Source organism: Nocardia sp. NPDC003482 (assembly GCF_053588115.1).
Genome location: NZ_JBSFPI010000015.1, coordinates 74,266 through 89,862 on the forward strand (window position 1 = coordinate 74,266; position 15,597 = coordinate 89,862).

Sequence of the window (15,597 nt, forward strand, 5' to 3'; positions counted from 1 at the left end):
GTTATGGCCTCGAAGGTGGTATCTCGCTCTCGGTGCTCGCTCACGGAGTGCCGTTGGCGCGCAGGGCAACCGGAAGGCTGGACAAGCCGCGGATATGGGCACTGAGCCGCCAGCTGAGCTCATCCGGATCCACCGCCAAGGCGAGGTGGTCGAACGTGTCCAAGAGACGGCCGAAGGCGATCTCCGCCTCCAGCCGGGCCAGCGGTGCGCCGAGGCAGTAGTGCATGCCGTGGCCGAAGGCGACGTGGCCGGTCGGTCGGCGAGTGATGTCGACCCGGTCGGGGTCGGGGAAGCGGACCGGGTCGCGGTTCGCTGAAGTGAGGGCTACGACGACGAATTCGCCCGCGGGGATATCGACACCGCCGATCCTCGTGGGCTGCTTGGTGTATCGCGTCGAGGTGATGTTGACGGGACTCTCGTAGCGGAGGAACTCCTCGATCGCGGCGGGCAACAGCGTCCGGTCGGCGCGCAGCGAGGCGAGCTGGTCCGGGTTGCGCAGCAGCGCCAGAGTGCCGCTGGCGATGAGGTTGACCGTGGTCTCGTGCCCGGCGAACAGCAGCAGGAACGCCGTCGACACCAGCTCGCGTTCGCTGAGGGCGTCGTCACCATCCCGCGCGTGCACCAGCCGACCCAGCAGATCATCGGTGGGCTGTTCGCGTTTGCGGGCCACCGACGAAACCAGGTACGCCTGCATGGCTTTGGCGGCGGCGCGCATTTCCCGGAAGCCCCCGGTGGTGCCGACGATCGCGGCGCTCCAGCGACGGAAGTCGTCCCGGTCGGCGGTGTCGACGCCGAGCAGTTCGCAGATCACGGTCAGCGGCAGCGGGTAGGCGAATTCGGCGAGGAGGTCGGCCTCGTCCCGGCCGACCAGACCGGCGACGAGTTCGTCCGCGATCTCGGTGATGCGGGGGCGCAACTGTTCCACGGCGCGCGGCGTGAACACCGTCGAGACCAGCCGCCGCAGCCGGGTGTGCACGGGCGGATCGGAGTTGAGCATGTGGGTGCGCAGGCTCTCGCCCATCGTGTCGATGATGCCGCGCCCGCGGGCGATGCGCATGATCTCGTCGGAGTCCTTGGCGATCGCCGGGTCGGTCAGCGCCGCCCGCACATCGTCGTAGCGCGTCACCAACCAGAGACGTTCGCCGCCGGGGATGTCCGCGACACAGACCGGCGCCTCGGTGCGCAGTCGCTCGTAGAGCCGATACGGATCGGCGAGGAATGCGGCGTCCAGCTCGACAGGGCGGCGCCCGGCTACGGTCTGCTCGTTCACCCGACCGTCTCCTGGGACAGCAACTGCTCGACCGCCTCCCGGAATTCACCGAAGATCGGCGTGTCCCAGACCTGCAGCATGTCGACCTCGACGCCCAATTCGCGGCGCAGGAACGACACGATCCGGGTGACCATGATCGAATCGCCGCCGAGTTCGAAGAAGTCGTCGTCGTCCCCGACATCGGCCACCCCGAGCGTTTTCCGCCAGGATTCCGCGATGATGTCCGCGGGCGGCGTCGACTCCGATGGGGTGGATGGGTCGGACATAGTCGAACTCCGTTCTCGGCCACAGTGATCGCGTCTCGATTGTCGGCCTCCGGCCTGGCATGCCACGTTTGCGGCTGTGCCGCAATCTCTCTCGCGAACCGCGAGCGCATCCGCGTCCCAGCCGCCGGATGCGGGGCGAGTACGGATCCGGTTCGGCGAGATCGAGTTCGCCCGGCGGCGCGCGGCGTTCGGCTCGATTCGCGAGCGCGGGTTCGAGCCGGTTCCCGTACTCGCTCCGCGGCGGTGCGCGGATGTGTCCCCTGCCTTCGGCTTTCCGTGAACACGTGGGCAATCGTCGTGTCGGAAGCTTGACGGCGGCCTGGCGCACGATCGATTCCGGGCCCCGGCGGGCCGTTTCGCATCGACCGAAAGGGAGTGCCACGGTGACAGGTGGGTTCGGGCAATGAGCCGATTCGACGAGTATCTGGTGGTCCGCAACGACGTCGGACAGTATTCGGTCTGGCCCGCGTCCCGCCCACTGCCGGACGGCTGGCGGGCGACGGGCGCACGCGGCACCCGCCCCCAATGTCTGTCCCACATCGATACGGTGTGGACCGATATTCGGCCTCGCCGCACCGACACCGGTGCCGTTCCCGGGCAGCGGGTCACCCCATGACGCCGGGAAAGTCGATCACGCCGGTCGACAGGTCGGCGCCGCTGCCGCTGTCGTTCGCTCAGCAGCGGCTGTGGTTCCTGGACCGTCTGATGCCGGGCAGCCCGTTCTACAACGTGCCGATGTCCTACCGCCTCTCCGGCCCGGTCGACGCCGACGTACTGCGGCGGGCCTTCGAACAATTGGTGGCCCGGCACGAGGTGCTGCGCACCGTCATCGCCGACGACGCGGGAGCACCACGGCAGGTGATCGGATCGCCCGGCCCGATGCCCGTGCCGGTGGTGGACGTCGCCGCCGCGCCCGATCCGGTCACTGCCGCGGCCGAACACGCGCTGCGAGAGGCACGGACCCCCTTCGACCTGGCCACGGGCCCGCTGCTGCGAGCGTGCCTGGTCCGGCTCGCCGCCGACGACCACGTCCTGCTGGTCACCCTGCACCACATCGTGACCGACGGCTGGTCCACCGGTGTCCTGCTACGCGACCTGAACGCCCTGTACGAATCCTGCCGGACCGGCACCCCACCCGACCTCCCCGAATTGCCCGTCCAATACGCGGATTTCGCGGTGTGGCAGCACGAGTGGCTGACCGGTGCGGCGCTGCGGGAACAGCTGGACTACTGGCGTGACCAACTGGCCGGGTTGACGGCATTGGAACTGCCGACCGATCACGCCCGTCCCGCCGTGCCGACCTTCGCCGGCGGCGCATACCATTTCGTGGTTCCCGCCGAGGTGACCCAGCGACTGCGCTTGCTGAGCCGGACCAATCGGGTGTCGCTGTTCATGACGCTGCTGTCGGTCTTCCAGGCACTGCTGGCGCGCGACACCGATTCCGACGACATCGCCGTCGGCACGCCGATCGCGGGACGTGCGCGCGCCGAGGTGGAGGAACTGATCGGATTCTTCGTCAACACCCTGGTGATCCGCACCGATTGCGGCGACGACCCGACCTTCACCCAACTGCTCGCCCGCACCCGCTCCGTAGCCCTGGGCGCCTACGCTCACCAGGATCTGCCGTTCGAACAGCTGGTCAACGAGCTGGCGCCGCACCGCGACCTGGCCCGAAACCCGTTGACGCAGGTCATCTTCCAGCTGCTCAGCGCCCCCAGCGAAAAGCTCCGGCTGGCGGGCGCGCAGGCCGAACCGTTCGGGATGGACACCGATATCGTCCGGTTCGACCTCGAACTGCATTTCGTCGACCACGGCTCACACCTGACCGGCGCGCTGGTCTACGCGCGAGATCTGTTCGAGCAGTGCACGATTGAGCGCATCGCCGATCGCTACCTGCGGGTGCTCGACGCGGTGCTTGCCGATCCCGACATCCGCCTGTCGCGACTGAACCGGCTCTCCGAAGCCGAACAGCGGGCGCTCATCATCCGTAACGATACCGCGACCCCGCTGCCCGAAAACGCGACCCTCACCTCGCTCTTTCGCGCGCAGGCCGCTCGGACCCCGCACGCGGTGGCCGTCGTGTGCGGCGAGAACAGCCGTACCTACGCCGAACTGGACCGCGAGTCCGAGGTCGTGGCCCGGCGGCTGCGCGCCCGGGGCATCGGTCCCGGGGCGTTGGTCGGCGTCTGTCTCGATCGCGGTCTCGAGGCGATCGTCGCCATCCTCGCCGTGCTGCGATCCGGCGCCGGGTATCTGCCGCTCGACCCCGAATACCCGCTGCCCCGACTGGAATTCATGCTCGCCGACACCGGCGTCACTGCGGTCGTCTCGACCCGCGCGGCGCGGCCGGGCCTCACCGGTGTCGACTGGATCCTTCTGGACGACACAACGGAAGACGGTGCGCCGCAACCCCTTCCGGACCACACCGACCCCGACGCGGTGGCCTATGTCATGTACACCTCGGGATCGACGGGAACCCCGAAGGGCGTCGCCGTCGAACACCGGTCCGTCATTCGGCTCGTCTGGAACGCCGATTACGCGGACCTCGGCCCCCGCACGGTGATGTTGCACGCGGCACCGTTGACCTTCGACGCGACCACCTTCGAAATCTGGGGCCCGCTGCTGCACGGCGGACGGCTGGTCGTGTCCGGGGAACGAATTCCCACGGTCGCGGGCCTGCGAGAGCTGTTCGCACGCAACGAGATAACCACCGCCTGGCTGACCTCGGCACTGTTCAACTCGATCGTCGACGCCGATCCCGCCGTTCTGGCAGGGCTGCGCGAACTGCTGGTCGGCGGCGAAGCCCTGTCGCGCGAACACATCGCCAAGGCCCGCCGAACGCATCCCCGGCTGCGATTGATCAACGGATACGGCCCCACCGAATGCACGACATTCAGCTGCACCGCGACGGTGAACGACGAGCTGCTGGAGTGCCGATCGATCCCCATCGGCCGCCCGATTCCCAACACCCGTGTGTACGTACTCGACGGCTTCGGCGACCCGGTGCCCGACGGGGTGGTCGGCGAACTGCATATCGGCGGCCCCGGGGTAGCGCGCGGGTACGTGAACAGGGGTGGTCTGACCGCAGACCGTTTCGTGCCCGATCCCTTCGGTCCACCGGGCAGCCGACTGTACCGGACCGGAGATCTGGTCTGGTGGAATCCGCTCGGCCTTCTGGAATACACGGGCCGGGTGGACCAACAGGAGAAGGTCAACGGGTACCGCATCGAACCGGGTGAGGTCGAGGCCGCACTGCTGGCCCATCCCGGAATCGAACGCGCGGCCGTCGTCGTGCGTGCGGATCGCCCGGGGGACCGGCGGTTGGTCGGCTACGTGATCGCCGATCCGGCGGCCGACGCCACCACCGACGAGGGCGACCTCGTCGAGCAGTGGCGAACCGTCTACGACGACCTGTACTCCGGGAGCGCCTACCTCGACGCGTCGGCCGAAACACCCTCGCACGCAGGCCGATTGGGTACCGACTTCAGCGGCTGGAACAGCAGCTACACCGGAGCGCCGATCGACGTGGCGCAGATGCGGGAATGGCGCGACGCCACCGTAGCCCGGATCCGGGCCTTGCGGCCGCGGCGGATTCTGGAGATCGGCGTCGGCTCCGGTCTGCTCCTCGCGCCGCTCGCGCCCGACAGCGCCGAATACTGGGCGACGGACTTCTCCGCCGTCGTGGTGGCCCGCCTGCGGGCCCAGATCGAAGGCGAGGACTGGGCATCACGAGTCCGGCTCGAACACCGCGCCGCCGACCGGCTCGATGATCTGCCCGCCGAGTATTTCGACACCATCATCGTGAATTCCGTGGTCCAGTACTTCCCGGGCGAACGGTATCTGCGCCGGGTTCTCGAACAAGCCGCGCGCCTGCTGACCCCCGGGGGCGCGGTATTTCTCGGTGACATCCGCAGCCTCGACCTGTTGCGCGAATTCACCACCGCGACGGAGATGACCAACGGTAGCCCCGGCGATCCGGATGCGTTGCGGCAGCGCGTATCCCGTGCCCTCGCCGCCGAACCCGAGCTGCTGCTGTCGCCGCGCTTCTTCACGACGGTGGCCGGGTTCGACGCCGTGGACGTTCAGTTGAAGCGCGGTCTGGCGGTCAACGAGCTGACGCGGTACCGCTACGACGTCGTCCTGTCGCGCGAGCCGTCGAAACCACTGTCGCTGGCGGCGGCTCCCGTCGTGCGGTTCGAGGACGCGCGCGCGGTGCGGTCGACTTTGGCCGACACATCCGAACTCCTCAGGGTGACCGACATTCCGCACGCGGGACTGATCGACGAAGTCTCCGCGGCCCGGACGATCTGGTCCGGTCGACCGGACGCGACGGTCGAGAAGGCGGGGGCGGAGGCGATCCTGCCGCCGCTGTCGGAGCGCCCCGACGATCGGTTGCTACCGGAGGATCTGCACGACATCGCCGCGAGAGAGGGGTTTTCGGCCGCCGTCACCTGGTCGTCGCGGCCCGGGTACCTCGAAGCCGTCTTCGCGCGTCGTGAACTGGCCGACGGTCGGCGCTTGACCGATGTGCTCCGCGTCGGCGACGACGAGCGCCCCCTCGCGAGCAAGCCCGAGCGCAGTCTGCTCGCCGCGCAGGCCATCCGCTTCCTGACCGGACGCCTCCCGAAGTACTTGGTGCCCACCGCGATAGTCGTGCTCGACGAATTCCCGTTGACCGCCAACGGGAAGCTGGACCGCGCGGCCCTGCCCGCACCCAGCTACCGCGGACAGGACGACTACCGGCCGCCCTCCACACCGGCCGAGGAGGTCCTGGCCGGAATCTACGCTCGCGTACTCGGTCTGGAACGCGTCGGCGTCGACGACTCCTTCTTCGACCTGGGCGGCAACTCCCTGCTCGCCATGCGAGTGGTCGCCGCGGTCCAGAACGCCTTCGGCACCGACCTGGCGGTCCGCGTCCTGTTCGAGGCGTCCTCGGTCGCCGAACTCGCGGCCCTCGTACAACGCGACGCCCGCCCCGCCCGCGTCCCCCCGTTGGAGACGATCCGAGGCGGCACCGGAACACCCCTGATCTGCGTCCACCCCGGCGGCGGCATGTCGATGTCCTACCGGACTTTGGCGCCCCACCTCGACTGCCCGATGACCGGCATCCGGCAGGTCCCCGACGCCGACGACCCGCGCCCGAAGTCGTTGCGCGCCATGGCCGAACGGTACGCCGACCTGATCCAGGCCGAGCACCCCGGCAACGCCTACCACCTCCTCGGCTGGTCCTTCGGCGGCGTGGTGGCCCACGAACTGGCCGTGGTCCTCCAGTCCCGCGGCGCCACCGTCACCTCCCTGACCCTCCTCGACTCCTACGTGGTTCCACCCGAACACCGCACCGAGACCTCCGGCGACGACCTCGCCGCCCTGGTCCTCAACGGTTACCTCCTCGACGCGGACATCGACCTGCCCCCGGGCACCCGCCTCGACTACACCGACATCCTCGCCCTAGCCACCCGCCAGGGCACCGCCGAATCCCTCCCCCCGGAGTGGCTGCTACGCACGATCCTCGACAACGTCCACGCCAACGTCGCCCTGGCCCACCACCACACCCCCCGCCGCTACAACGGCGACCTCACCGTGATCACAGCCCAGAACGGCCCCTTCACCCACCTGACCCCCCAAGCCTGGCAACCCCACATAACCGGCCGAATCACCACCCACCCCATCCCCTGCACCCACGGCACCATGCTCCACCCCCACGCCGTAACCTTCTACGCCCCCCACCTCCGCACCCTGACCTCCACCGACACCACCCTCCAAACCTGATCACGCCCGCGGTTCTGCTCTGTACCTCGAGCCGCAACGCAATCGACGCAGCCGATACCGTGTATCTCGACGGCCCATTCAGCGACAGCCCACCCGGCCCTCCAACTACCAACGCCGAGTCCATAGGCGGCCTCCACCGTCACCGCCAAAGAAGCCGCCCACCAAGCCATCCGGGATGACTCGTGCCCGCGGCCGGGAAGCGTCAACGACAGCGGCACATCAGGACACGATGACGTCTTCGGGCGTCGGAGCCGTACTCTCCGCTGCCATAGCTGTTGAGGCGCAACCACATTCAGAAGGCGCGTTCGGCCCGACCGTGGAAGGCGGTGGTGACCTGCGGGCAAGAAGCGCAACGCCGCTCTCATCTGTCCCAGCTCGCCCTCGCTGCGATGTCCCTTACGCCGTGCTCGAGAGCAAGGAGCCCTACCGGATCCCAAAGCCGTCCAGGCACCTGGTCATCGACCGCACCGAGGCCATGACGGCCATCGACGTCAACACCGGCAAGTTCATCGGCGCGGGCGGCAGCAACCTCGATGAGACAGTCACCCCCGCGACAACCTGGAGGCGGCCGAGGAGGCACCTCGCGGGTCCCGCGAATTCACAACCGGATCCTCATGGCGGTGGTTCGGCATGTCCGCCGCTACGGATCACGCTACTGATTCCTCACGGGTGGGGGACGGCCAGAAACTCGACCGGGATGGGGAATTCCGGTGTGGTGTTGCCACATTCGAGGGCCCACAGGGCGGCGGCGGGGCCTTGACGCGTGGCGTGGGCGCGGAGGGAGTCGGGGTCGGGGGCCAGGGCCGCTATCTGATCTACGGCTGTGGTGAAGGCTGCTACGTCGGGGCCGGGTGGGGTGGAGCCGTCGGCGGGACGGGTTGCTCGGGCCATGGCCTCTGTGGTGGCCTGGTCCCAGCGGTCGGTGACGCCCAGGGTGCCGTAGACGCGTTCGGCGGCCAGGGCGCCCATCCAGGCGGATGCTTCGCGAGTGGGGGTTTGGGCGGAGGTCTGGCGGATCGATGTGTTTTGGGGGCCAGCGAGTTTCGAGCGTTGGGCGGCGCGGGCCAGGCGCGGGGGGATGCCTTCGACCGCCCAGCGGCCCGCCCAGCCCGCGACGATTCCGGCGGCGTTGCGGTCGGCGGGGTTGTGCAGCTGCATCATGTCCCATTTGTTCGTCATCGCCACCACGATCAGGTCGCGATGCGGGTAGACGCGGGCGTCCCACCACGAGCCCCAGGGGTAGGCCGCGGAATGGCCCCACCAGTAGCGTTCGCCGAGACGTTGCGGGCTGCCCAGTTCCAGGGCGATTCCGGCCCAGGTGTCGGGGGTTACGGGACTGCTGCGGCTGATTCGGGGTTGCAGCATCTGCGCGAGGCTCGTGGGGGAGAGGATGCCGTCGCCCTTGGCGCTGCGCAGCAGTGATTGGAGCAGCCTGGCGTAGTCGGCCGGGGAGGTGACCAGCCCGGCAGCGGGGTATGTGGCGCTGTGCAATTCGGGGGTGGGGACGCACCAGGGGCCGAAGCCCATGTATCCGACGGCCCGGTTCGCACCCGCGCGCAGCTCGTCCCAACGTCCGGGTGCGCTGTTCCCCGCGGGAAGGGCCGAGTCGGTCATGCCGAGCGGGCGCAGGATATGGCGGTCGACGTACTCGTCGTAGCGGGTTCCGCTGAGATGTTCGACGGCGCAACCGATCAGGGACATGCCCAGGCTGGAATACGCGTAGGTGCCGGGGGTGCCGCGCAGCGGTGACACGCCGCCGTATTCGGGGGTGGCGCCTATCGCGAGTCGTCGCGCGAAGTGGTCGGCGAACGGCCCAGGGTGGGTGAGGGTGGCGTCGATGAAGTCGGTTCGATAGCCGCCCTGGTGCGAGGCGAGCATGGCCGCGGAGATCGGCTCCGGGTCCGGGGGGCGCAATCCGCTGGGCAGGAAGTCGTTGATCGGTGCGTCGACGTCGATGCAGCCGGCCTCGGCGAGCTGCATGAGCGCGATACCCAGGAGCGGCTTGCTGAGCGAGCCCGCAGGGCCCGAGCTGTCGGCCGTCATGGGCGTGCGTGCCGCCAGATCCGCGTAACCGGCCGCGAGCGAACGGAATTCGGTCGGCGTGGCCAGTGCGACCCCGACGCCGGGCGCACCCGTGGCGGCGAGGATCTGGGGCAGGATATGGGCGAGCGCGTCGGCCAGGTCATCGAGCATGACTCGCGTTCACCTCCTCGTGAGTCGGGCCCGATGCGGGCGGTGCGGAAGTCTCGAAACCGCCACCGAATTCGCCCGCCAGCCGGATCGCGGCCACCGCGGCGCCGAGGCCGGGCGCCGCGGGATCGACGAGCGCGGTGACGGCGGCGGCGTAGGCGCGGCCGATCCGAGCGATGGCGGCCTCGGTGAATCGACCGGTGTCGTACATGAGCTGGGCCCAGGGCCGCTCGCCGTCCTCGACGATGAGGGTGAGTGGGTAGTTGTTCGAATCGTCGGCCCGCAACGCCTCCGGCGTCAGTCCACCCATCGCCGTCCGCACGGTGTCGTCGACGGGAAAGTTCTCGAACACCAGGACACTGTCGAACAACGAGGTGCCCCGCCGGATGGCGCTGTACCGGGCCACCTCGCCCAAAGGCGTGTGCTCCGAGGGCATGTGGGCTCGCTCGCGCTGCGTCTGTCGCAGCCACTCCCGGATCGGAATGTCTCCGTCGAGGCGGATCCGCACCGGCAAGGTGTTGATGACGGTTCCGATCATCGTCTCGATACCGGGCATCCCGGAACGGCCCGAGCTGGTGGCCCCGAAGACGACATCGTCGTGGCCGCTGTACGCGCTCAGGACCAGACCCCACGCCGCCTGGCACACCGTGTTCCGGGTCAGCCGGGCCTCGCGAACGAATCGGTCCAGCGCTGAACCGAACCCGTCCGGCAGCGGCACCTGGGTCAGCCGGTGTACGGGATCGCCGTCCGGTCGACCGTTCTTCGCGCGTCGATCCGTGGGGCGAACGCTGTCGGCGACGGACGCCAAGGGCAGTGGGGTCGGCGTGGTGAAGCCGGACAGGTATCCGGTCCAGAAGGCTCGGTCGGGTCCGGTGGGACGGTGGATGTGCCAGGCGACGTAGTCGCGGAACCGTTGGCGGGCAGGCAGTTCCACGACGATGCCGTCGCGTTCCGCCCGGTACAGCGCCAGGACGTCCTCGATGAGCATCGCGCTGCTCCAGCCGTCCAGGAGAATGTGATGCGACTCCATGAGGACTCGCCACGTCGAGGACGTCAGGCGGATCAGGGTGATGCGCAGCGCCGCTTCCGCCGTGAGATCGAAGCCCCGGGTTCGCGCGGTCGCGAGCAGTCGGTCGAGACGGGCGGCGTGCTCTGCGACGGGATGAGTGGACCAATCCAGCCGTGTCACCTCCGGTGCGATGCGTTCGTCCACGACCTGAAGCGGACGATCGACCGTCGCCCACAACAATCGCGTGCGCAGCACCGGGTGCCGTCGCGCCGCCTCCCGCCAGGCGGCGGTGAAGGCGTCGGGATCGAGTTCGCCTATCTCCCAGGACATTCGGGTGGTGTACATGGCCGGGCCGGAGACCAGGCTGTGGAACAGGATGCCCTCCTGCACCGGGGTCAGGGGGTAGACGTCCTCGATTCCCCGACCGGAGCCGAACTCGCGAGCCAGCTCGGCGGTGGACAACCCGGACAGCGGGTAGTCGGCGGCGATACGGCGGCCGGACTCCGGCCGTTCGGCGACCTCGGTCAAGGCCTCCAGCGCCGATATCGTTGCCGCGCCGACCTTCTCGATCGTCGCGCACTCGAATGCGGTGCTGTCGTAGCAGAAGTCGAAACGCAGCCGCCCGTCCCGCAGTTGTGCGACCACCTCCAAGGGGTAGGGGAGCGGCCGGTCAGGGGCCGCGGCCGCGCGCAGCGGGGCGCCGATCGGGACGGCGACCGCGTTCCCGGTTCCGGCCGCGTCGGTGCGGCCCAGGTAATTGAGCTGGACCTGCGGCGTCGGCAGCTCGGCGAACGCATCGGTCGGTCGCAGGTGCCGCAGGACGCCGAATCCCGCCCGGTGGTCGGGTAGCGCGCGCATCGCTTCCTTCACCGCGACGAGGCAGTCCGCGGGGTCGGCCGCCGCGAGCGTGACGCCGAGAGGATGCACGCTGGTGAACCAGCCGACGGTACGGGTGAGGTCCAGATCCGGGAACATCGCGTCGCGGCCGTGGCCCTCGAGATCGATCACCTGCCGGGTCGCGCCCGTCCAATCCCGCAGGGCCATCAGCAGCGCGGTCAGCACGGCGTCGACGAGTCCGGCCCGGAAGGCGACCGGCAGTGCCGCCGAGAGCCTTCGAGTGTGCTCGGCACTCAGCTCGGATTCGACGATCCGCATGGCACCGCGCCGAGCCGGTGCGACCGCGTCGTCGCGGTCGTGCGGCAGGGGCGCGACCGGCCCCTCCAGCATCGCGCGCCAGCGGGGAAGGTCGTCGTCAGGCTCGGCGGTCCGGGCGTACTCCCGTAGCCTTACCGCCCAGTCCCGGTAGGACGACGTCTTGGCGGGCAGGCCCACCGGCGAAGCCGAGGCACGGCACAGGCGGTTCAGATCCTCGAGCAGCACCTGCCAGGACACGGCGTCGACGCACAGGTGGTGCACGGCCACTACGAGAATTCCGCCCGCCCGCACTGCGTTCACGACCCTGCCGCCGCTCAGGTCGAACCGTGCGTGGGCGCGCTCGATCGCCTCCGACTCGGTTGCGGCGGAGCGAACTTCGAGGCGGGCGCTCGGCTGGTGCGCGGCGATGGTTTGCCGCCATTGCCCGTCCGACCGGACGAAGCGCGCCCGCAGCAGATCGTGATGGGCGATCAGCCGATCCAGGGCGGTATCGACGACCGCGTCCGGCAGATCCTCATCAATCCGCAGCACCACGTATTGGGAGACCCAATCCGTCTCGGGATCACCGACATTCAGGAAGTCTGCCTGGATCGGCGTCAAGGGCACCGGGCCGGTGAGCTCGCCCTGTTCGGCGACGGTGAGCGCGGGTGTCTCGGTGGCACCCGCCGCCAGTTCGGCGACGGTCTGATAGCGGAACAACTGATTGGGAGACAGCCGAACTCCGGCGCGTTCGGCGCGGGTGGCCACCTCGATCGCCCGCAGCGAATCACCACCGAGCGCGAAGAAATTGTCGTGCACACCGATCTCGGCCACCCCGAGAACCGCGCACCACACCTCCGCGAGCAGCCGCTCGGCGGCGGTCCGCGGCGGTGTGCGATCGCCGCCGCGCGGAGCCGGAGGGTCGGGCAGGGCCCGCTGATCGACCTTGCCGTTGGCGTTGAGCGGCAACTCGTCGAGCACCACGAACACGCTGGGCACCATGTACTCCGGCACCCGCTCGGACAGGTGCCCGCGCAACGACTCCGACAGTGCGCGTGGCTCGGCGTCGCCCGCCGCGACATAGCCGATCAGGCGTTTGGTGCCGGTGTGGTCCGCGCGCGCCACGACCACCGCGGCCCGGACCGCGGGATGGGTGCGCAGCTGCGCCTCGATCTCGCCCGGCTCGATCCGGAAGCCGCGCACCTTGACCTGGAAATCGCTGCGCCCCACGAACTCCAGATTCCCGTCGGGCCATTGCCGCACCAGATCCCCGGTGCGATACATGCGCGCGCCCGCCGGGCCGAATGGGCAGGCGACGAATCGGTCCGCGGTCAGCCGCACCCGGCCGAGATAGCCGCGCGCCAATTGCACACCCGCGACATACAATTCGCCGACCACGCCGGTCGGCACGGGCTGCAATCCGGCGTCGAGCACGTAGAGCCGGGTGTTCCAGGTGGGCCGTCCCAGCGGAATCCGGTCCAGCCCCGGTTCGAGCCGATGGAAGTTGGTCTGCCCGGACACCTCCGCCGGGCCGTACTGGTTGTGCAACTCCGCTCGCGGGAACACCTCGTGGAATCGGTTCACCAGATCGGGGGTGATCGCCTCGCCGCCGCAGTGCACCATCCGCAGCTCGTCGCAGGCGGCGGCCTCCGGTTCGGCCAGGAACGCGCGCAACATGGCGGGCACGAAATGCGCGATCGTCACCCGCTCGGCACGCATCAGTCGCGCCAATTCCTTCGGATCGCGCTGATCCCCGGGCGGCGCCACCACGACCGTGGCCCCGGATGTCAACGGCCACAACACCTCCCACATGGAGGCGTCGAAGGTGAACGGGGCCTTCTGCAACAGGCGGTCGCCCGCGCCGAGCCGGTACTCGTGCTGATCGCAGGCCAACAGGTTGGCCGGACCGCGGTGCGGGGTGACGATGCACTTGGGCGTGCCCGTGGAGCCGGAGGTGAAGACGGCGTGGGCGAGATTGTCCGGGCGGACATTCGTGACGGGCGCGGTGATCGGACCGTCGGCCAGCACGGTCAGTTCCCGATCGAGTTCGAGCACCGGCACACCCACCCGGCCCGCCAGCTCGGACGCGGCGTCGCTCAGCGCGATCAACGCCCGGGCGCCGGTGGCGTCCAATAGTTCGCGCAGGCGGGACGGTGGCTGGGCGGGGTCGAGAATGGTCAGCGCCGCACCGCTTTTCAGCACACCGATCATGGCGACGATCGCCGGTGCCGAGCGTTGCGCGCAGATCGCGACAATGTGTTCGGGACCCGCGCCCAGTGCCCGCAGGCGGTGGGCGAGGGCGTTGGCGTGCTCGTCGAGGCGGCGGTAGGTCAGCGATCCATCGGTGGCGATCACCGCCGGGTGGTCGGGCGTGCGGCGGGCCTGGGCGGCGAACAGCTCGTGCAGGCAGATCGGTTCGACGGGTCGATCGGTATCGTTGTGGGCCACCAGGATTCGGTGTTGCTCGTCGGCGCTGAGCAGCGGCAGCGCGGCGATCGGGGTGTCCGGGCGGTGGGCGGCCGCCCGCAGCAGCGTCGCGAAGCCGTCGGCGAACCGTTCGATGGTCGGGGCGTCGTACAGCTCGGTCGCGTACTCGACGCGGCCCACGAAACCGTCGGGCCCGTCGGCGATCGCCATCGCCAGGTCGAATTTGCTGGTGCCGGTGCCCGTGGGGAACGGCGTGCTGGTCACGCCGGGCAATCTGAAGACCTCCTCGGCGCCCGCCCCTTCGACCGCGGCCAGCTCGAGCTCGGGTGCGCTGTTGTTGAACCGCGACACCACCTGGAAGCTGATCTGGTGCAGCGGATGGGTGCTCAGCTGACGTGTCGGTTGCAGCCGGTCCACCAGGACGTCGAACGGTGCGCGCTGATGATCGAACGCCGCCAGCGCCGTATCGCGCGCCCGCCGCACCGCCTCCCGGAAGGTGGGCTCGCCGCTCAGATCCGTGCGCAGCACGATGTCGTTGACGAAGAACCCGACCAGCGCCTCGAGCTCCACCCGATCCCGCCCGGCGACGGGTGAACCCAGCACCACGTCGTCCTCCCCGGTATAGCGGGACACCTGGACCGACAGCGCCGCGACCAACACCATGAACAGCGTCGCCCGCTCGGCGCGGGCGAGCTCCCGCAATCCGGCCGCCACATCGGCGGGCACGGTGAACATGTGCTCGGCGCCCTCGAACCGGGGCACCACTGGGCGGGGACGGTCGGGCGGCAGCGTCACCAATTGCGGGATGCCGGAGAGCTTCTCGACCCAGTAGTCGAGATCGGGCCGCCATTGCTCACGGGCCGAGGCGGACCGCTGCCACGCCGCGAAGTCGGCGTACTGGATCGGCGGCTCCGGCAACTCCGGCTCGATGCCGCGCCGGTAGGCGTCGTAGGCGACGCGCACCTCCCGGTAGATGATCGACAGCGACCAGCTGTCGGTGACGATGTGATGCATCGTCAACAACAGCACGTGGTCCTCCGCGCCCAGCTCCACTACCGAAACACGCAGCGGCGCATCCCGTTCCAGATCGAACGGCCGCCGCGCCTCGTGGCGCGCCAGCTCGCGCGCCCAGCTCTCGCTCGACTCCCACATATTCCCGGCCTCGGTGAACCGGTGGATCGTGAGCGGGAACGGGGTCGGCGCGCCGATCACCTGCACCGGCTCGGCCCCCGCCATGCCCAGGGTGGTCCGCAGGATCTCGTGCCGGGCGACGAGCAGGGTGAACGCGTGCCGCACCGCGTCGATGTCGAGGCGGCCGCGGATGCGGTAGGCCATCGGCGCGTTGTAGACCTCCTTGCGCGGCAGCAGCCGGTCGAGCACCCACAACCGTTGCTGCGCATACGACATCGGTATAGGTGCGGTGCGGTCGGCGCGCGAAATCGCGCCCGGTGCGGCGATGCCCGCCCGTTCGCGCAATCGGGCCAGCAACAGGGTGCGCCGCGCGGCGGCGGCCTCGGGAGACAGGGTCATCG

General features: G+C 69.4%; 6 protein-coding genes and 1 pseudogene. 3 read left to right on the forward strand and 4 right to left on the reverse strand.

The window, feature by feature from the left end:
• Positions 1-40: 40 nt before the first annotated feature.
• Positions 41-1,270 (reverse strand): cytochrome P450 family protein, encoded by a 1,230-nt coding sequence (locus ACWDSJ_RS23525; RefSeq protein WP_450034259.1) that lies wholly within the window; start codon positions 1,268-1,270, stop codon positions 41-43.
• Positions 1,267-1,536 carry a phosphopantetheine-binding protein gene (locus tag ACWDSJ_RS23530; protein ID WP_450034261.1) on the reverse strand — a complete coding sequence of 90 codons (270 nt, stop codon included), beginning with the start codon at positions 1,534-1,536 and terminating at the stop codon, positions 1,267-1,269. The genes ACWDSJ_RS23525 and ACWDSJ_RS23530 overlap by 4 nt, the downstream gene beginning before the upstream one ends.
• Before the next feature lie 403 nt (positions 1,537-1,939).
• Between ACWDSJ_RS23530 and ACWDSJ_RS23535 the strand changes: the two genes are divergently transcribed.
• The 3 genes and pseudogenes from ACWDSJ_RS23535 to ACWDSJ_RS23545 form a co-directional block, all read left to right on the forward strand.
• Positions 1,940-2,152, forward strand: a complete 213-nt coding sequence (locus tag ACWDSJ_RS23535) for an MbtH family protein (protein WP_450034262.1) — start codon at positions 1,940-1,942, stop codon at positions 2,150-2,152.
• Complete coding sequence (locus tag ACWDSJ_RS23540; RefSeq protein ID WP_450034264.1) at positions 2,149-7,305, forward strand: amino acid adenylation domain-containing protein; 5,157 nt, start codon at positions 2,149-2,151, stop codon at positions 7,303-7,305. Before ACWDSJ_RS23535 ends, ACWDSJ_RS23540 begins: the two co-directional genes overlap by 4 nt.
• A gap of 451 nt (positions 7,306-7,756) precedes the next feature.
• Positions 7,757-7,899: pseudogene (locus ACWDSJ_RS23545) on the forward strand (ribonuclease E/G); the annotation flags it as partial.
• A 69-nt stretch (positions 7,900-7,968) separates the two neighbouring features.
• Here the strand turns inward: ACWDSJ_RS23545 and ACWDSJ_RS23550 are convergent.
• Positions 7,969-9,498 carry a serine hydrolase domain-containing protein gene (locus tag ACWDSJ_RS23550; RefSeq protein ID WP_450034265.1) on the reverse strand — a complete coding sequence of 510 codons (1,530 nt, stop codon included), beginning with the start codon at positions 9,496-9,498 and terminating at the stop codon, positions 7,969-7,971.
• A complete protein-coding gene (locus ACWDSJ_RS23555) occupies positions 9,488-15,595 on the reverse strand; it encodes an amino acid adenylation domain-containing protein (protein WP_450034266.1) in 6,108 nt (2,035 codons plus the stop codon). The genes ACWDSJ_RS23550 and ACWDSJ_RS23555 overlap by 11 nt, the downstream gene beginning before the upstream one ends.
• Between the last annotated feature and the right edge of the window lie 2 nt (positions 15,596-15,597).

Excerpts from the sequence above, each read along its gene's own strand:
- ACWDSJ_RS23550 (WP_450034265.1), bottom strand. The coding sequence starts at position 9,498 with ATGCTCGATGACCTGGCCGACGCGCTCGCCCATATCCTGCCCCAGATC.
- ACWDSJ_RS23555 (WP_450034266.1), bottom strand. The coding sequence starts at position 15,595 with ATGACCCTGTCTCCCGAGGCCGCCGCCGCGCGGCGCACCCTGTTGCTG.
- ACWDSJ_RS23540 (WP_450034264.1), top strand. The coding sequence starts at position 2,149 with ATGACGCCGGGAAAGTCGATCACGCCGGTCGACAGGTCGGCGCCGCTG.
- ACWDSJ_RS23530 (WP_450034261.1), bottom strand. The coding sequence starts at position 1,536 with ATGTCCGACCCATCCACCCCATCGGAGTCGACGCCGCCCGCGGACATC.
- ACWDSJ_RS23535 (WP_450034262.1), top strand. The coding sequence starts at position 1,940 with ATGAGCCGATTCGACGAGTATCTGGTGGTCCGCAACGACGTCGGACAG.